This window comes from Bradyrhizobium sp. FW305-F6, from assembly GCF_058782905.1.
In genome coordinates, this window is the sequence record NZ_JBYSYD010000006.1 from 35,145 (window position 1) to 53,770 (window position 18,626).

Sequence of the window (18,626 nt, forward strand, 5' to 3'; positions counted from 1 at the left end):
GGAATGACGGCCTCTCAGAACGTCAGCGCCTTGGCCTGCTTGACCTGCGGCAGGGACTGAACCTTGGCGAGCAGGTCGGCCGGTACCGCGCCGTCGACCTCGACCAGCGCAATGGCATCGCTGCCGGGCGCGACGCGACCGAGGTGGAACGTGGCGATGTTGATCTTGGCATCGCCGAGCAGGCTGGCGAACTTGCCGATGAAGCCCGGCTTGTCCTCGTTGGTGACGTAGATCATCGACTTGCCGAACTCGGCATCGACACGGATGCCCTTAATGTCGACGAGGCGCGGCTTGCCGTCGGCATAGACGGTGCCCGAGACCGACCGCTCCTGCCGCTCGGTGGTGACGGCGACGGTGATCAGGCTCTCATAGTCGCTCTGGGCGGCGCGCACGATCTCGTCCACCACCATGCCGCGCTCCTTGGCGACGACGGGCGCGGACACCACGTTGATCTCGCCCAGCATCGGCCGCAGCAGACCGGACAGCACGGCGGAAGTGATCGCCTTGATCTTCATCTCGGCGACCTGGCCCTCATAGGTGATCTCCACCTTGAGGATGCCGGTCTCGGTGAGCTGGCCGGCAAACGAGCCGAGCTTCTCGGCGAGCGCGATGAACGGCTTCAGCTTCGGCGCCTCTTCGGCCGTGATCGAGGGGAAGTTGACGGCGTTGGAGATCGCCCCGGTGAGCAGATAGTCCGACATCTGCTCGGCAACCTGGAGCGCGACATTCTCCTGGGCTTCGGTGGTGGAAGCGCCGAGATGAGGCGTGCAGATCACGTTGGGATGGCCGAACAGCACGTTCTTGGTGGCGGGCTCCTCGACGAAGACGTCGAAGGCGGCGCCGGCGATGTGCTTGGCGTTGAGCGCATCGACCACCGCCTGCTCGTCGACGAGACCGCCGCGGGCGCAGTTGATCAAACGCACGCCCTTCTTCATCTTGGCGATCGCGGCTGCGTCGATGATGTTCTTGGTCTTCTCGGTGAGCGGGGTGTGCAGCGTGATGAAATCGGCGCGCTTGAGCAGGTCGTCGAGCTCGACCTTCTCGACGCCGATGTCCTTGGCGCGCTCCGGCGACAGGAACGGATCGAACGCGATCACCTTCATGCGCAGGCCGAGCGCACGGTCGGCGACGATCGAGCCGATATTGCCGCAGCCGACGACGCCGAGCACCTTGCCGGTGATCTCGACGCCCATGAAGCGGTTCTTCTCCCACTTGCCGGCCTGGGTCGAGGCGTCCGCCTGCGGGATCTCGCGGGCAAGCGCCAGCATCAGGGTGATGGCGTGCTCGGCCGTCGTGATCGAATTGCCGAACGGCGTGTTCATCACGATGATGCCCTTGGCCGTCGCGGCCGGGATCTCGACATTGTCGACGCCGATACCGGCGCGGCCGATCACCTTCAGCTTGGCCGCCTTCTCCAGGATCTTGGCGGTCGCCTTGGTCGCGGAACGGATCGCGAGGCCATCGTAATTGCCGATGATCTCGGCCAGCTTGTCCTTGTCCTTGCCGAGGTTCGGCTGGAAGTCGACCTCGATGCCGCGGTCCTTGAAGATCTGCACGGCGGCGGGCGAGAGCGCGTCGGAAATGAGAACTTTGGGTTTGGTCATGGGGATGTGTCCTTCACACCCTCCCCTGGAGGGGGAGGGTCGGCGCGCCGCGCCGGGGTGGGGTGAAGCCGCAACGAAGAAAATCGCCGGTGTGCCGTGTGGAGAGATCACCCCACCCCGCCGCACCTGGCGGTGCGTCGACCCTCCCCCCTCCAGGGGAGGGTAAGAGCTTACGCCGCCTTCGCGAGCGTGGCCTTGGTCTCGGCAAAAGCCCAGTCGATCCACTGAGTCAGCAGCTCGACGTCCTTTGCTTCCACCGTGGCGCCGCACCAGATGCGGAGGCCAGCCGGCGCGTCGCGGTAATAGGCGAAGTCGTAGCCAGCGCCTTCCTTCTCGACGAGGGCGACCAGCTTCTTGGAGAACTCGGCTTGCGCATCCTCGGAGAGCGAGGTGATCGCGGGATCGGTGAACTTCAGGCACACCGAGGTGTTGGAGCGGATCGAAGCGTCCTTGGCCAGGAAGTCAATCCAGGGCGTCTTCGCCTTCCAGTCGGCGAGCACCTTGGTGTTGGCGTCCGCACGCGCGATCAGCGCCTTGAGGCCGCCGATCGACTTGGCCCAGTTCAGCGCATCGAGGTAATCCTCGACGCAGAGCATCGACGGCGTGTTGATGGTCTCGCCGACGAAGATGCCTTCGTTGAGCTTGCCGCCCTTGGTCATGCGGAAGATCTTCGGCAGCGGCCAGGCCGGCTTGTAGGTCTCGAGACGCTCCACCGCGCGCGGCGACAGGATCAGCATGCCATGCGCGGCCTCGCCGCCGAGCGCCTTCTGCCAGGAGAAGGTAACGACGTCGAGCTTGGGCCAGTCGAGCGCCTGCGCGAACGCAGCCGAGGTCGCGTCGCAGATGGTCAGGCCTTCGCGGCTGGCGCTGATCCAGTTGGCATCAGGCACGCGCACGCCGGAGGTGGTGCCGTTCCAGGTGAAGACGACGTCGCTCTTGGGATCGACCTTCGACAGATCGGGGATCTCGCCGTAAGCCGCGTTGAGCTTGGTGACGTCCTTGAGCTTCAACTCCTTGACGATGTCGCTGACCCAGCCTTCGCCGAAGGATTCCCAGGCGAGCGTGGTGACGGGACGCGCACCCAGCAGCGACCACAGCGCCATCTCGACCGCGCCGGTATCGGAGGCCGGCACGATGCCGATGCGGTAGTCGGCGGGGACCTCGAGCACCTCGCGCGTCAGATCGATCGCGAGCTTGAGCTTGGTCTTGCCGATCTTCGCGCGATGCGAGCGGCCGAGAGCTGCGTCCTTGAGATTTTGGGCGTTCCAGCCGGGGCGCTTGGCGCAGGGGCCGGAAGAGAAATGCGGCACGTTCGGCCGCGAAGCGGGCTTCGCTACAGTCATGATCTACCCTTCCAGATAGTAAGCCTCCCGTTGGGGGGAGGTGTCCCGCCGCGGCTGATACGGGAATCGGAAAGGGCCGTCAAGGAAGTTCCGATGCCTCACGGGCCAGTGATGGGGATTCCGGCGCAGTCTCAGGGGCTTCGACGACGGCGAGCGCATTCAGCAGGTCCGTGGCATCGCTGATCAATTGTGCCGCCTTGCGACGGCTGCCGACCTTCAAAATGCATTTGTCATTGGCCTGCACGACATAGCCGTTGCCGACCTTGATCATCGAATAGCTTGGCATCGAAATCCCCGAACCAACCGAGCCCGGTGTCAGATGCCCCCGTAGCACCGTTCGTTCCTTCATCAAGGTGAACGACGCAGCGGTAGTTTACCAGCTCTTAACGTGAACGAATGTGAAGCCCGATTTCGCTGACAGCGCAGCAATCAGGCCGCGCTGCTTCAAAAGCGGACAGTCATGCCGACGTGACTCGCCGTGAAGCCGAGCCGCTTGTAGAAGCGCTGCGCATCGACGCGCGTTTGATGCGTGAGCAGTTCGACCAGATTGCAGCCGCGCGCCTTCGCTTCGGTCACCGCCCACTGCACCAGCTGCTCGCCGATGCCGCGGCTGCGGCAATCAGAGGCAACGCGAACGTCCTCGAGCAGGCCGCGCGATCCGCCTTGCGAGCTCAGGCCCGGCAGGATCGCGAGTTGCAGGCAGCCCACCACCCTGCCCGCGCTCTCGGCGACCACAAGCGTGAGATTCGTATCGCGCTCGACCCGCGCGAATGCCTCGTAATAGGAAGCCGGCAACGGATCCTCCACGCGCTCCCGCGCGCGGCCGAGATGGTCGTCGGCGAGCATCGCCACGATCGCGGCGACGTCCTCGCGGCGCGCGGGACGAATGGAGACGGCTTGGGCGTTCATGTCGGACAACTCCGCACCTCAGCGCGCCGGCGGAAGACCGAGAAACGCCTCCGCTTCGCCGATCCAGCGGCGGACGGAGGCATGGCGGCCGAGATCAAAACCACCCTCATGGGCGACACGCGTATAGGCGAGCAGCGACACGTCGGCGAGCGAAACCGCGTCGCCGGCGAAGAAGCGGCTATCGGAGAGATGCTGCTCCATGCGGTCGAGCGCCGCATAGCCGCGCTTCACTTTTTCAGGATCGAGCTCGGAGGCGTCCTTGCCGATATAGACGAGGAGGAAGCGGCACACCGCGACATAGGGCTCGTGGCTGTACTGCTCCCAGAACAGCCATTCGTCCATCTTGGCTGCCGCGAAGGCGTCGCGCGGGATGAGCTCGCTGCCGCGGGCGAGATAGCGGATGATGGCGTTGGACTGTGCCAGCGTGCGGCCGTCGTCGAATGCGACGGTCGGCACCTGGCCGGCGCCGTTCATCTTCAGAAATTGCGGCGTGCGCGTTTCGCCCTTGCGGGTGTCGATCTCGATCCATTGATAGGGCACCGCGAGCTTGTCGCAGACCCACTTGACCTTCAGACAGTTTCCGGAATTGCCGTCGCCGTAGATCTTCATCGCTGCCGCCCCATTTGGAGCGACAGAGCATCAGGACGGAGCGAAGCTGTCAACGGCGGCGTGAGCGCCGCGTCAGAACTTGTAACCGACGCCGAGGCGCGCGTTGTTCAACGTCACCGACGTGTTCATGACGGGCGAGAACTTGACGTACTCGTATTCAACGCGCGCGAACAGTCCTTCCCAAATGCAGTATTCGAGACCGAGGCCGGCGGTCCAGCCCACCGCGAAGGTATTGGTGCGGTGCTGGCCCTGTGTCCCCGACTGGGCCGGAACGGGTAGCCACGCTCCGAGCGTGGTGTTCTGGTTGCCGAAGACGTCCGTCGTCGTCACATCCGTGCGCAATCTCACGTCGCTCGTCACCGTGCGGTTGACGTCCATCCGCCCGACGGCGGCGCCAAAGAATGCGTAGGGCATGAAGGGGCCACCGTCCCAACCGACGCGGCCACGAAGCGTGATCATGTCCTTGACCCGGGCCGTGGCCGTACCGGTGAGCGACACCGCATAGTTGGTGGTGATGCCGGCCGGCCGTACCTCACCGGCCGGGTTGACGATCACGAGTGCGTTGGAGCCCGTCGAGCCCGTAGAAAGGTTGTCGAAATAGGTATAGCTGCCTTCGAGGCTGAGAATGGCATCGTACCACTGCCAATTGCGTCCGATGAAGCCCCCGAAGTTGACGCCTTGCGTGTTGGCCTTCTGCAGCAGCGACCACGTCGACGTCGGCGCCTGGAGCACGCTATCGCGGAAGATGTAGTTCGTCAGGCCGACCACGCTCTGACCGAAATCGGAGGAATCGGCCGTGTAGCCGGCGGTGCCGCCGACATAGAAGCCGTCCCAATTGTGCCTTGTGCTCGACAGCCCCTCGGAGACGCTGCCACGCAGGATCGGCAGATCCGGCATGTCGGCCGCGTTCGCGGCGGACACCGTCCCCAACATCGCCGCTGCCAACACCAGCCTACGCATCACCACGCTCCATCGGACCCGAACTGTTGCGATGATCATCGCCTGTTAACCTTAACCAATGGTTGCGCCAGGCACTTTCGTGGCTGCGCGCCATGAAAAATCCGCAAAGCAAAACGGCGCGGGATGATCCCGCGCCGTTAAGAAGTCCTAACCGATCGGTGTGTCGATCAGCCCTTGGTGACCAGCGGCGGCGGCATGTAGGCCGGCGGGCTGTTGAGATCCCAGCGTACGCCGAGCTTGATGTCGTGCGAGGTGATGTCCTTGACCTTGATCGTCGAGGTCCCCGAGATGCTGCCGTCGAACGCGCGGAAGTTGCCGGGGGCGGCATCGCCGAGGTCCATGTAGCTGTAGGCCAGTTCGACCGTGAAGCCGGGATTGACCTTGTAGGCGAGACCGGCGTGAGCGGCCCAGGCGAAGTTCCACTTCCCGTTGGTGTCGAAGTAGGTGACGCTGTTGGACAGCACGCCGCCGGTGTAGCGGACGCCGTCGTCGCGGAAACCAGTGAGCTTGTTGTAGGAGCCGCCGACGCCGGCGCCGATGAACGGGGTGATGCACCACCAGGTGCCGAGATCGACATAGGCGTTGGCCATGACGACCCACTCCGACTTGCTGCCGGAGTAGTTGTTGACGTTGATGTCGCCGGGTCCGAGCAGGACGGTGTCCGAACCGTGCAAGGTGGCCTTGCCGCGATACTGGCCGGTCACGTCGCCGCGGAACCAGTTGTTGAAGCGATAGCCGACGCCGAGGCCGAACAGCGGCGAGGAGTCGAAGCCGAGGCCGGTCGTCGTGGTCGGGAATGCGGCTGCGGTCGCGCTGTCGATGCGCTTGGCGCTCTGGTTGGTCATGCCGATGTCGCCGCGCAGATACCAGCCGCCGAAGTCGGCGGGCGGCGCCGGCGGCGCGTACATGGGAGGGGGCGCCGCGATCGGCATATCGGCGGCGAACGCCATCGAAGAGATCAGGGTCGCCGCGCCCGCGGCAAGGAGAGACTTAACGCTACGCATTGGCTTCGTCCTTATGGCCGGTGAGGCAAATGCAGATGCCCCACGTTCTGGAAACTCACGGGGGGACGATGCCAGCAAATGTTTAAGCGCCACTTAACCCTAATTTTTAAGGTTGATTTTTTCTCACCGCACACACTAGCGCCACGCGCGCGTTGCAGAAACGCCGCGCGAAATGAGGCACGCCCGCCGCATTCCCTAACGATGTGTGAAGCCGCAAGGCGGCAGGAGAGAATGCGTTAACGCACGTGCCGCGGCAGCTTGGGCAAGAACACCGCGAGCAGCCCGATCGCCGGCAGATAGGCGCAGACCTGGTAGACGAACTCGATCGAGGTGTGGTCGGCGAGCTTGCCGAGCACGGCCGCGCCGAGGCCGCCGATGCCGAAGGCGACGCCGAAGAACACGCCGGAGATCATGCCGAAGCGGTGCGGCACCAGCTCCTGCGCGAACACGATGATCGACGACGTCGTGGAGGAGATGATCAGGCCGATGATCACCGACAGCACCGCGCTGGCGTAGAGGCCCGCATAAGGCAGGGCGAGCGTGAACGGCAGCGCGCCGAGGATCGAGATCCAGATCACGATCTTGCGGCCGAAGCGGTCCCCCAGGGGACCGCCGAGAAACGCACCCACGGCGTTCGCCGCGAGAAAGACGAAGAGATAGATCTGGGCCGCCTGCGTCGACACGCCGAAACGGTCGATCAGGTAGAAGATGTAGTAGCTCGACAGGCTCGAGACGTAGAGCTGCTTGGAGAACAACAGCGCGACCAGCACGGCGAGCGCCACCGCGACACGGCGCGAGCTCGGACCTCCCGGCTGGGTGTGGATGGGCGCCGCCCGCTTCGTCGCGATCTGCGGCGCGTACCAGCGCCCGATGCGCCAGAGGATGAGGATCGCGAGGAAGGCGATCGAGGAGAACCAGGCGATGCTGCCCTGCCCGAACGGCACGACGATGAGCGCGGCGAGCACCGGCCCCATCGCGGTGCCGAAACTGCCGCCGAGCTGGAACACCGATTGCGCAAAGCCGTAGCGACCTCCGGAGGCGAGCCGCGCGATGCGCGCCGACTCCGGGTGAAACACCGCCGAGCCCAGGCCGACCAGAGCGGCGGCGACGAGGATGACGAGATATTGATGCGCGGCGCTGAGCAGCAACAGGCCGAAAAAGGTCGAGGCCATGCCGATCGCCAGCGAATAAGGTTGCGCCTTCTTGTCGGTGTAGTGCCCGACCACCGGCTGCAGCAGCGAAGCGGTGAACTGGAACGCCAGCGTGATCATGCCGATCTGCGCGAAGTCGAGCGCGTAGGTGTCCTTCAGGATCGGATACACCGAGGCGATCAGCGACTGCATGGTGTCGTTGAGAAAGTGCGAGACGCTGATGCCTGTGAGCACGACGTAAGCCGGCCCGGCGGCCTTGCCGGCGGCGGGCGTCACGTCGCTGAGGACGACGGGCTCGGTCAGCGTTTCCTCGGAGACGAGGACAGGCTTGTTCAAGGCAGCAATCCCGGCGCGGCAGATTGGCGCGACGTGCTGATTACGATGCGAGCGGCAGCGGGACCATCGTCAATCGCAAATGGCTGGGATGCAGGGGCGCTCTCGTCGCTTACCCTCCCCTGGAGGGGGAGGGTCGGCTCACATTGAGCGTAGCGAAATGTGAGACGGGGTGGGGTGATCTCTCCACACGCGACACTGCCCGTGCGGAGCGATCACCCCACCCCGCTCGCGCTGCGCGCGATCGACCCTCCCCCTCCAGGGGCTACTATGTTCACACATCTCTGTCGGAGCCTTCTGCCCGCCAATCCGGAAATGCGAGTCATTCGAGTCACTTGCTTCGATTCCGTCGCATGTGAGTGCCCAATATTGGCCTTCAGCTAACTCATTGAAGAAGATTCTCTTTTCGAGATGTGTGAATCCGATAGCCCTCCAGGGGAGGGTAAGAGACCCTACGCCGCGGCCTGCCCCAGTGCCGAGACGATGGTGTCAACGACGTCCTCGACCAGGATACGGTCTTCGCCTTCGCCCATGACGCGGATCACCGGCTCGGTGCCGGAGGAGCGGATCAGGAGACGGCCGTGGCCGTTGAGACGCTTCTCGCCGTCGGAGATCGCCGATTTGACGTCGGAATCATCGAGCGGCTTGCCGCCCTTGTGGCGGACGTTCTTGAGGATCTGCGGCAGCGGATCGAAGCGGTGGCAGACCTCGGACACCGGACGGCGCAACTTCTGCACCACCGCCAGCACCTGCAAGGCGGCCACGAAGCCGTCGCCGGTGGTGGCGTAATCGGACAGGATGATGTGGCCGGACTGCTCGCCGCCGAGATTGTAGCCGCCGCTCAGCATCTGCTCCAGCACGTAGCGGTCGCCGACCGGCGTGCGGACGAGGTCGATCCCCTGCCCTTGCAGGAAGCGCTCGAGGCCGAGATTGGACATCACGGTGGCGACGATGCCGGGACGCGAGAGGCGTCCGTCCTCCTTCCAGCTCTGCGCGATCACCGCGAGCAGCTGGTCGCCGTCGACGACATGGCCGCGCTCGTCGACCAGGATGACGCGGTCGGCGTCGCCGTCCAGCGCAATGCCGATGTCGGCGCGCATCTCCCGCACCTTCTTCGACAGCGCTTCGGGCGAGGTCGAGCCGCAATCCTTGTTGATGTTGAATCCGTCGGGCTCGACGCCGATCGGCACGACGTCGGCGCCGAGCTCCCACAGCGCTTCGGGCACGACCTTGTAGGCGGCGCCGTTGGCGCAGTCGATCACGACGCGCAGGCCCTCGAGCGAAAGGTCGCGCGGCAGCGTGCGCTTGGCGAACTCGATGTAGCGGTCGTGCACGCCGTCGATACGGCGGGCGCGGCCGAGGCTCGCGCTTTGGGCGAGCCTCTTGTCGATCGGCTCGTCGAGCAGCTGTTCGATCTGCTTCTCGACGTCGTCGGACAGCTTGAAGCCCTGCGGGCCGAACAGCTTGATGCCGTTGTCCTCGAACAGATTGTGGGAAGCGGAGATCATCACGCCGAGATCGGCGCGCATCGACTTGGTCAGCATCGCGACCGCCGGCGTCGGCATCGGGCCGACCAGCAGCACGTCCATGCCGACCGAGGTGAAGCCCGCGACCATCGCATATTCGATCATGTAGCCGGACAGGCGGGTGTCCTTGCCGATCACGACCCGGTGCCGGTGGTCGCCGCGCTGAAACGCAAGGCCGGCGGCCTGGCCGACCTTGAGCGCGAGCTCCGGCGTGATCAGTCCGTTGGCGCGGCCCCGGATCCCATCCGTCCCGAAATATTTGCGGCTCATATCGTCCCCCAAGGCAACAACCAGGGGATCCCCTCGACAACTACGCAGTGCCCGAACGGGCCCCGCATCCCTGATTTGCTGGGCGTCTTATAATCCCTGCGCGGCTAACTTGGCTTCAAAAAATATGATGAATCATTACGGAACCCCGGGGGCGCCCGGCCGATATTGCCTTGTTAACGTTATAGTTCCTGCCGGAACGGCGCACCGAAGCGGAACCGGCTCTAGCCGCTGCGCTTCACGTGCCCGTCCGCGCGGCTCGGCGCCGGCTGGGTGACGCTGACGGGATCGGAGCCCGGAAAAGTCTCTTCCAGCCCCTCCTCCAGCGCGTCCTCGAGAGCGCGCTTGTCCTTGATCTCTTCCGGCGACGGTCCGGCGTGCGGCTTGGTCATTGGCGCCCTCCTGCAAAAGATTTGGCTGCGCATCCAACCATGCTAGATGACCCCGAAATCTTCCGATGCAAGGCGTCGGGTAAGACTATTGGGTCAAGGACGGGGCCGGGGAACGAGCATGAAACACATCACCTGTATCGACGATCTTCGCGCGCTGCATAAGCGCCGCGTGCCGAAGGCGTTCTTCGACTATTGCGACCGCGGCTCCTATGCCGAGGAGACGCTGCGCGCCAACCGCGAGGACATGCAGGCGATCAAGTTCCGCCAGCGCATCCTGGTCGACGTCTCCACGCGCGATACCTCTACGACGATCCTCAGCGAGCCCTCGACGATGCCGCTGATGCTCGCACCTGTCGGCCTGCTCGGCATGCAGCATGGCGACGGCGAGATCCATGCCTGCCGCGCCGCGCAGGCCGCCGGCATCCCGTTCACGCAGTCGACGATGTCGATCTGCTCGATCGAGGACATCGCCGCCAGCGTCGAGAAGCCGTTCTGGTTCCAGCTCTACGTCATGAAGGACCGCGGCTTCATCAAGGAATTGATCCAGCGCGCGATGGCGGCCAAGTGCAGCGCATTGGTGCTGACCGTCGACCTGCAGGTGATCGGCCAGCGCCATGCCGACATCAAGAACGGCATGACGGTGCCGCCGGAATGGTCGCTGTCGAAGCTGCTGGATTTCGCCAGCAAGCCGGCCTGGGTCTCCGGCGTGCTGCAGGGCAAGCGCCGCACCTTCGGCAATCTCGCCGGTCACCTGAAGGTCAGCGACGACATCACCTCGCTGTCGACCTGGATCAGCTCGCAATTCGACACCTCGCTGAACTGGAACGACATCGACTGGATCCGCTCGATCTGGCCGGGCAAGCTGATCCTGAAGGGCATCCTCGACGTCGAGGACGCCGAGCTCGCCGCAAAGACCGGCGCGCAGGCGATCGTGGTCTCCAACCACGGCGGCCGCCAGCTCGACGGCGCGCCGTCCTCGATCGAGGTGCTGCCGGAGATCGTCGACACGGTCGGTGACAGCATGGAGATCATGTTCGACGGCGGCATCCGCTCCGGCCAGGACGTGATGCGCGCGCTGGCGCTCGGCGCAAAATCCTGCATGATCGGCCGCGCCTATGCCTACGGCTTAGGTGCCGGCGGCCAGGCCGGCGTCGCCAAGGCGATCGACATCATCCACAAGGAGCTGCTCACCACCATGGGCCTGTGCGGCGTCAACCGGGTGGACGAGATCGACGATCACATCATTGCGGTCTAGCCGCGGAGACGCTGCGGTAGGGTGGGCAAAGCGGAAGCGTGCCCACCACCTTTCGCGAGCGAGAAAAGACGTGGGCACGGCGCAAGGGCGCCTTTGCCCACCCTACGAGTTCAGCGCTCGATCATTCACATCGGCGGCGCCAGGCCGTCGCGGCCGACGCTGACGCGGTTGGCCTCGAACGAGCCGTCGGGCAATTGCTTGATGAAGGCGATGACCTTCGCACCCGGCTTCAACTCGGATTTGTCGCTCGGCACGAAGGTCACCACGGGCGTGTTGTCGGCAACGAATACCTTCTTCTCGCCGTCCTTGTACTTGACCAGCAAGGTGTGACCGTCATTGCCGACAACGCTCTCGGCAACCGTCGCATTGGTCATGCTGGAGTTGGGCTTGAGGTCCCAGGGACGCGAGCCCTCGCCGGTGCCGCGCATGCTTTCCGGAAACACGTGCACCTCGACCGCGTTCTGGCTGCCATCCGGTCCCGGCACGGTGGTCGCGCCGATGAACGAACCCGGCTTGATGTCGGCGAGTGAAATCCTGGTAATGCCCGACACGTTGACGTCAGGCGCGATGTGAAGCTTGACGTCCTCGCCAGTGCGCGACTTCACCTGCATGGTGTCGCCGTTAACGGCTTCGATGGTGCCGCGCACGCGCGTCGGCACCGGCGCTCTCTGGGCGAAGGCGCAGTAGGTCGAGACGGCCACCATCGCGATGGCGATCAGGGGGCGTGTGAAAGTTGCACGTTGAAAAGACATGACGGTCTCCGATTGTCCCACGACGGTAGAACTCCGGAAGTAGTGTGCTATTCGCCGCGCCCCTCTCAAGATTTTGTGAGATCGGCCTCGACCAGTGCGCGCAGCTCGGCCGTGACCTCGGGCCGCCGGCCGAACCACAGCTCGAAGCCGCGCACCGCCTGGTGCAGCAGCATGCCGAGCCCGTCGGCGGTCTTCAGGCCGCGCGCCGTCGCTGCCGCGAGCAGCGGCGTCAGTAGGGGAACATAGACGAGGTCGGCAACGACCGCCGTTTGCGGCAGGCGCGCGACATCGATATCGAGCGAAGGCTGGCCGTGCATGCCGAGCGAGGTCGTGTTGACGAGAAGCCTTGCACGACGCAGCACGTCGTCGATCGCATCCCACGCCAGCGGATGCACGTTCGGCCCGAACTGCCTCGCCAGCGTCTCGGCCCGCGCGATGGTGCGATTGGCAACATGCACGCGGCCGATGCCGCGTTCGAGCAGGCCGAACACCACCGCGCGCGAGGAGCCGCCGGCGCCTAGCACCAGCGCTTCCTCGGCCGCATCCCAGCCCGGCGCGCTGGCGTCGAGATTGTTGATGAAGCCTTCGACGTCGGTGTTGGTCGCGCGCAGCTCGCCGTCGGCAAACCACAGCGTGTTGGCGGCGCCGACCGCCCTTGCACGCGCATCCGGCGTCGACAGCGCCAGCACGGCCTCCTTGTGCGGGATGGTGACGTTGGCACCGACGAAGCCGCGCAGCGACAGCCGCAGCACGAAGTCCCTGAGATCCTCGGGCGGCACCGCCTCGATGACGTAGCCGCCCGCGATCCCGAGCGTGCGCAGCCAGTAATGATGGATCAGCGGCGAGCGTGAATGCGCGGCCGGCCATCCGATCAGACAGGCTAAGGGAGCTTTGGGCGCGGTCATCTTTCCCTCGGGTCGTTTCCGAGGCGATCCATTTCGCGTCCCGCAGGCCCTGTCAAGCGCGCGGCGAGCCCGCGGTAGCCTCTTCGGCGGCCTTGCCCTTGATGTCGGCGATGGCGCGCTCGAGGCTCGTGCGATAGCGCGCGCGCGGCGGCGTCACGCCATGGGTGAGCAGCGCGCGCCGGACCGTCGGCGAGGCCCCTGTGATGAACAGGCGGATGCCCTGGCGGTGCGCCTTGGCGGCGACGCGGCCGAGCACGTTGGCCGCCGTCGAATCCAGGAACGGCACCGCGGCGAAGTCGACCACGAAGGCCTTTTGCCGGTCGGCGATGCCGTCGAGCACGCTGCCGATCGCCGAGGCCGCGCCGAAGAAGAACGCACCGGTGATGCGGTAGACCAGCACGTCCCGATCGACCGCCAGCGCAGGATCGTAGCGGACGCGATCGCCGTTGCCGTCGTCGGGCCGGTCGTCCGCGACCAGCGGCGTGCGCTCCTCGATGCCGGTCATCTCCGCCATGCGATGGATGAACAGCACCGCGCCGAGCGCAAAGCCGACCAGGATGCCTTCGGTAAGATCGCGGAAGATCGTGAGCAGGAAGGTCGCGAGCAGCACGACGGCATCGCCCCATGACGAGCGCAAGAGCGTCGCGAATTCGTGCTTCTCCGCCATGGTCCAGGCCACCACGACCAGCACCGCGGCGAGTGCGGCCAGCGGAATGTAGCTTGCGAGCGGCGCTGCGATCAGCATGAACAGCAGCAGGAACACCGAATGCAGCATGCCCGCGAGCGGCCCGCGCGCGCCGGCACGGATGTTGGTCGCGGTGCGCGCGATCAGCCCGGTGACGCAGATGCCGCCGAACAGCGCCGAGCCGATATTGGCAGCGCCTTGCGCCACCAGCTCGCAATTGGAGCGGTGACGGCGACCGGTCATGCCGTCGGCGACCACCGCCGACAGCAGCGATTCGATGGCGGCCAGCAGCGCGAAGGCGATCGCGTCCGGAAGCACGGCCTTTGCCTTCTCCAGCGAGAACGCGGGCAGCGCCGGCGAGGGCAGCTCGCGCGGAATGCCGCCGAAGCGCGAGCCGATCGTTTCCACCGGCAGCGACAGCACTGCGCTGGCGACGGCGGCAAACACGACCGCGATCAGGATCCCGGGCCAGGACGACCGCCAGCGGCGCAAGGCGGCGATGATGACGATGCTGACGACGGCGACTGCGACGGCCGACGGATTGATGGTGTTGAGGCCGCCGGCGAGCGCGACGAGCTTGGGCACGAACTCGCTGGGCTCCTTGCCCGCGAGCGTGATGCCCGAGAGATCGCGGAGCTGGCTGGCAAAGATGATGACGGCGATGCCGGCGGTGAAGCCGACCGTGACGGGATAGGGAATGAACTTGATGTAGGTTCCGACCCTGAGCAGCCCCGCGGCGATCAGGAACAGGCCCGCCATCAGGGTGGCGAGGATCACGCCGTCGACGCCGTGACGCTCCGCGGTGGCTGCGACCAGCACGATGAACGCGCCGGCCGGCCCGCCGATCTGGAACCGGCTGCCGCCGAGCATGGAGGCGATGAAGCCGCCTGCGACAGCGGTGTAGAGTCCGCGGTCCGGCGTCACGCCCGAGGCAATCGCGATGGCCATCGACAGCGGCAGCGCGACGATCGCAACGGTCAGGCCGGCGAAGACGTCGGCGCGGAAATCCGAAAGGCCGTAGCCTTCACGCCAGACGGTGACGAGCTTCGGCATATACAGTTCGGCAAAGGTCGGCTGACGCAGCTGGTGCAGCCGGCTTGCCTGATCGGTCGTGATGCTCATCTCAGCAACGTGCTCCGCTGGCCCAACAATGCTCCGGCGCATCGTGCAGCGCGCGACGAAGCGCCAGTTCGTCCTATCCCGGCACGATCAACGCGCGATCATGCTCCAATCCGTCGCGGCGGTCCCGGCTCCTTCAGGCGAACGCCACGCCCGCCGCTGTCGCTGCGCGCCTGCTCGCCGATCAGCTCGACGCCGGCCCGCTCGAATGCGTCCACCACCTTCATCAGGGTCTCGACCACGCCCCGAACATTGCCGGTCGAAGCCTCCATGCGCTGGATGGTCGGCAGCGAAACGCCGGCGAGTTCGGCCAGGGTTTTCTGGTCGATGCCGAGCAGCGCGCGCGCCGCCCGCATCTGAAACGACGTGATCACCGTGCCTCACTTGCCAGGTGTTATAAGTGATACATAGAACATATACAATGATGTATAATACATCATATAAGGGCGTACGCAAGAGGCTGCCTTCTCTCTCCTCCGCCGCTGCTAGGAGCTCTTGCGATAAGCAATCCAGCCTGTTTCCGCAGAAAAGGCCTGATTGCTTTGCGGCGATGAGGGAACGATGCAGTTGTGCGCGAACACCAAAATCTCGTGCCCCGGACGCGGCTCAGCACGAAGTGATGCGCTGCAGAGCCGGGGTCCATGCAGCAGCTAGCTCTGCGGCTTCCTGGGTCCCGGCTCTGCGCTGCAATGCTACGCATTGCAGCGCGTCCGGGACACGTTGGGAAGCGGTGGCTAACCCTACCCTCTCCCCTTTAGAACGAGGAGAGGAGCGAGATGGCGTGCGACTCACTGCGCGCGAGTCGACTCACGCCGCGTGCTGATGCGCGGCGATGATCTGGTCGGCGGCGCGGCCGGTGACTTCGGCCATGTGATCGAACTGGCGGGTGAAGCTGCCGGCGCCGGCGGTGGCTGAACGCAGCTCCACGATCAGCTCGCCGATCTCGGCTTCGGGCATCATGGCGCGGACGCAATCCCAGCCGCTCCAGCCCTCGCGGGTGTCGAAGCCGAGGATCTGGCCACGCCGCGCCGACAGGATCGCGTTGATCTTGGCCGTGGCGTCGGTCGGGCAGACGATCTCGACCACGTGGATCGGCTCCAGCAAGACCGGCTGGCATAGCGGCAGGCCTTCGTTCAGCCCGATCCGCGCCGCGGTGCGGAAGGCGAGATCGGAGCTGTCGACGCTGTGATAGGAGCCGTCGGTCAGCGTCACCTGCACGTCGGTGACGGGAAAGCCGAGCGGGCCGCGCGTCAATCCGTCGACGACGCCTTCCTCGACCGCCGGGATGTAGTTGCGCGGCACCGCGCCGCCCACCACCTTCTCGGCGAACTTGAAACCGTCGCCGCGCGGCAGCGGCTTGATGTCGAGCACGACGTCGCCGAACTGGCCGTGGCCGCCGGACTGCTTCTTGTGACGGCCGCGCTGGATGACCGGCTTGCGGATCGTCTCCTGGTAGCCGATGGCGGGCGGATGGGAGGTGACCTTGACGCCGAAGCGGTCGCGCAGCCGTTCGCTGGCGACACGCAGATGCATCTCGCCCTGCCCCCACAGCACGGTGTCGTGGGTCTGGGCATTCTGCACGACCATGAGCGAGGGATCCTCCTCGTGCAGACGCGTCAGCGCCTGGCCGAGCTTGACGTCGTCCTTGCGGTCGGTGGCCGCGACCGAGATCGCGAGCACAGGCGGCGTCGGCGCGATGGTGATCAATGCCGCTGGCGGCGTCTTGCCGGCCGACACGGTCTCGCCGGTCTTGACCGGGTCGAGCTTGGCGAGCGCCACGGTTTCCCCGGCCTCGGCCGCGGCACGCTTGGTGTCGTAGGCCCCATTGACGGCGAGGATTCCCGAGATGCGCCCGGCGCCGCCCGAGGATGATTGCAGCGTCGCGCCGTCGTCGAGATGGCCGGCGAGTAGCCGCGTCAGCGACAGTTTTCCGCCGTGCTGCGAATGCAGTGTCTTGAAGACGTAGCCGAGCGCATCCCTGGTCTCGGGAACGCCGAGACGTTTCGCCGTTTCCGCCACACCGGGCGCCTCGTGACGCAGTGCCTTCATCAAGCGCAGCACGCCGTTTTCGCGCAAGGCAGACCCAAGCAGCACCGGGCAGATCAGGCCCTCGCGCAGTTCGCGGGCGAGGTCGTCGAACACGGCGTCGCGCGGCGGCTGGATGTCCTCGAGCAGCTGCTCCATCAGCGCATCGTCGTGATCGGCGAGCTTCTCCAGCATCGAGAAGCGGGCTTCCTTCTCGCGATCGAGATCGCCGCCTTCGAGCGCGATCACCTCCGAGGCCTTGTGCTCGCGATAGATGAAGGCGCGCTCCAGCGCGAGATCGACGAAGCCCTCGATCAGCTCGCCTTTCCAGATCGGGATCTGGCGCAGTACCAGCGGCACGCGCGAGGCGGGTTGCAGCATTGCCAGCGTCTCGCGGATGCGCTGGCTGGCGCGGTCGATCTTGTTGAGGAACAGGAAACGCGGGATCTTCAGCTCCTCCAGCTCGCGCAGGATGATCTGAAGCTGCGGCAGCTTCTTCTCGTCGGCTTCGCAGACCACGATTGCGGCGTCGACCGCAGGCAACGCGGCGCGCATGTCGTGGGCAAACTCGACGGAACCGGGACAATCGAGGAAGGTGTAGCTGTCGCCCATGAAACTCGTGGTGGCGGCAGTGAGGCCGACGGTCATCTTGTGATGTCGGGCCTCGGGCGTGGCGTCGCCGACGGATGTTCCGGCATCGACGCTGCCGGCGCGCGGGATGGCGTTCGTTCGCGCCAATATTGCTTCGAGAAGTGTGGTTTTACCGCTTTGGAAAGGGCCCACCAGCGCGATGCACCGTGGACCTCGGGGACTTCTGACGTCTTGTCCCATTCGCCGCCTCCTTGGTGTGGAGCTCGGCCCGTGATTGGGTCGGCAACTATGGATGCTCCGCCCGTCCAGACGATTTGGCAAGCATCAAACGTCGCTGCGGTGCGTCGTCATTGTTCCACCTCTCCCCGACGGGGAGAGGTCGGATTGCTATGGCGCGCAGTACGCGCCTGAGCAATCCGGGTTAGGGGCCGCAGCGTACGGAGGGACTGTAACCCCTCACCCGGATCACATCTTCGATGCGATCCGACCTCTCCCTTCGGGAGAGGTGAGCCAACACCGCCGCTGGCGCTCGCTAACGGCCCGGACGGAGTTCCAGGCTCTCGAGGCCGGCGGCGATGTTGAGGCCGACCTGGCCCTGCACGCTCAGCGGCTGCAGCGCGATCGAATTGTTGGAGCCGCCGACCAGCACGTTGCCGCCCAAGCCGACACCGACCGAGGCGCTGCCCTGCGCGCCCACGTAATTGCCGGAGAGGTCGCCGGGGCCGAGCCGATCGACCGGTGCGAACACGCCCCAGGCCAGCGCCGTCTCCTGGGTGATGCCGATGTCGAGTCCCACTTTCCGGATCGTCGCGACATAACGGTCGTCGGGCGAGCCATCGGCGCGCAGCACGCAGCCGAGATGGGTCACCGATCCCACGATGAAGCCGACGCTGGCGCCGCCGCGGCATTCCAGTACGCCGACCCGCGCCACCCGCTGCTGCTGCGCTCCGCCGTTCGCGATGGTGGCGACGAGGCTGGCGACGGTGAGGCCGGCGAGTAGGAACGAACGGCGCATGAAATATCTCCCGCGATGATGTGATGCGAGCAGAGAGAGCGCCCCACCCGTGTTGCGCGATGGTCTATGCCACAACAGCCGCGGCCGTGCCAGATCACACGCCGCAAATCGGTGCGCGGTCTTGCCTTCGACCCTTGTGGGAGAAGGTGGCATAGGCGGCCTTCGGCCGCCGTTCTTGAGA

At 65.5% G+C, this 18,626-nt stretch carries 17 protein-coding genes; 1 reads left to right on the forward strand and 16 read right to left on the reverse strand.

Annotation, left to right across the window (positions count from 1 at the left end; genetic code table 11):
• Positions 1–14: 14 nt before the first annotated feature.
• From serA to AC3WLX_RS30545, 10 genes are all read right to left on the reverse strand, one after another.
• A complete protein-coding gene (gene serA / locus AC3WLX_RS30500) occupies positions 15–1,604 on the reverse strand; it encodes a phosphoglycerate dehydrogenase (RefSeq protein ID WP_492338716.1) in 1,590 nt (529 codons plus the stop codon).
• A 170-nt stretch (positions 1,605–1,774) separates the two neighbouring features.
• Positions 1,775–2,947, reverse strand: coding sequence for a phosphoserine transaminase (locus tag AC3WLX_RS30505; RefSeq protein ID WP_492338717.1), 1,173 nt, complete (start codon positions 2,945–2,947; stop codon positions 1,775–1,777).
• Positions 2,948–3,026: 79 nt separating this feature from the next.
• Entirely contained in the window at positions 3,027–3,296 is a 270-nt protein-coding gene (locus tag AC3WLX_RS30510; RefSeq protein WP_492338718.1) for a hypothetical protein, read from the reverse strand.
• A 95-nt stretch (positions 3,297–3,391) separates the two neighbouring features.
• The gene (locus AC3WLX_RS30515) at positions 3,392–3,856 is read right to left on the reverse strand and encodes a GNAT family N-acetyltransferase (protein ID WP_492338719.1); all 465 of its coding nucleotides are present in this window, start codon (positions 3,854–3,856) and stop codon (positions 3,392–3,394) included.
• A gap of 18 nt (positions 3,857–3,874) precedes the next feature.
• On the reverse strand, positions 3,875–4,465 hold the full coding sequence (locus AC3WLX_RS30520) for a glutathione S-transferase family protein (RefSeq protein WP_492338720.1): 591 nt from the start codon (positions 4,463–4,465) through the stop codon (positions 3,875–3,877).
• A 72-nt stretch (positions 4,466–4,537) separates the two neighbouring features.
• Entirely contained in the window at positions 4,538–5,425 is an 888-nt protein-coding gene (locus AC3WLX_RS30525; protein ID WP_492338721.1) for an outer membrane protein, read from the reverse strand.
• A gap of 167 nt (positions 5,426–5,592) precedes the next feature.
• A complete protein-coding gene (locus AC3WLX_RS30530; protein ID WP_291629308.1) occupies positions 5,593–6,429 on the reverse strand; it encodes an outer membrane protein in 837 nt (278 codons plus the stop codon).
• Positions 6,430–6,665: 236 nt separating this feature from the next.
• Positions 6,666–7,916 (reverse strand): MFS transporter, encoded by a 1,251-nt coding sequence (locus AC3WLX_RS30535; RefSeq protein ID WP_492338722.1) that lies wholly within the window; start codon positions 7,914–7,916, stop codon positions 6,666–6,668.
• A 449-nt stretch (positions 7,917–8,365) separates the two neighbouring features.
• The gene (gene glmM / locus AC3WLX_RS30540) at positions 8,366–9,709 is read right to left on the reverse strand and encodes a phosphoglucosamine mutase (protein ID WP_291626396.1); all 1,344 of its coding nucleotides are present in this window, start codon (positions 9,707–9,709) and stop codon (positions 8,366–8,368) included.
• Between the two features lie 221 nt (positions 9,710–9,930).
• Positions 9,931–10,098 (reverse strand): hypothetical protein, encoded by a 168-nt coding sequence (locus AC3WLX_RS30545; protein WP_492338723.1) that lies wholly within the window; start codon positions 10,096–10,098, stop codon positions 9,931–9,933.
• A gap of 118 nt (positions 10,099–10,216) precedes the next feature.
• On the opposite strand from AC3WLX_RS30545, the gene AC3WLX_RS30550 reads away from it, so the two are divergent.
• Positions 10,217–11,353, forward strand: coding sequence for an alpha-hydroxy acid oxidase (locus AC3WLX_RS30550; RefSeq protein WP_492338724.1), 1,137 nt, complete (start codon positions 10,217–10,219; stop codon positions 11,351–11,353).
• Positions 11,354–11,478: 125 nt separating this feature from the next.
• Here the strand turns inward: AC3WLX_RS30550 and AC3WLX_RS30555 are convergent, their stop codons facing one another.
• From AC3WLX_RS30555 to AC3WLX_RS30580, 6 genes are all read right to left on the reverse strand, one after another.
• A complete protein-coding gene (locus AC3WLX_RS30555; RefSeq protein ID WP_492338725.1) occupies positions 11,479–12,105 on the reverse strand; it encodes a hypothetical protein in 627 nt (208 codons plus the stop codon).
• A gap of 65 nt (positions 12,106–12,170) precedes the next feature.
• Entirely contained in the window at positions 12,171–13,010 is an 840-nt protein-coding gene (locus AC3WLX_RS30560; protein WP_492338726.1) for a shikimate dehydrogenase, read from the reverse strand.
• A 52-nt stretch (positions 13,011–13,062) separates the two neighbouring features.
• Complete coding sequence (locus tag AC3WLX_RS30565; protein WP_492338727.1) at positions 13,063–14,817, reverse strand: SulP family inorganic anion transporter; 1,755 nt, start codon at positions 14,815–14,817, stop codon at positions 13,063–13,065.
• Positions 14,818–14,915: 98 nt separating this feature from the next.
• Positions 14,916–15,188, reverse strand: a complete 273-nt coding sequence (locus tag AC3WLX_RS30570) for a helix-turn-helix domain-containing protein (protein ID WP_492338728.1) — start codon at positions 15,186–15,188, stop codon at positions 14,916–14,918.
• 433 nt (positions 15,189–15,621) lie between these two features.
• A complete protein-coding gene (locus tag AC3WLX_RS30575) occupies positions 15,622–17,670 on the reverse strand; it encodes an elongation factor G (RefSeq protein WP_492338729.1) in 2,049 nt (682 codons plus the stop codon).
• Between the two features lie 292 nt (positions 17,671–17,962).
• The gene (locus tag AC3WLX_RS30580) at positions 17,963–18,445 is read right to left on the reverse strand and encodes a DUF992 domain-containing protein (protein WP_492338730.1); all 483 of its coding nucleotides are present in this window, start codon (positions 18,443–18,445) and stop codon (positions 17,963–17,965) included.
• Positions 18,446–18,626 lie beyond the last annotated feature (181 nt).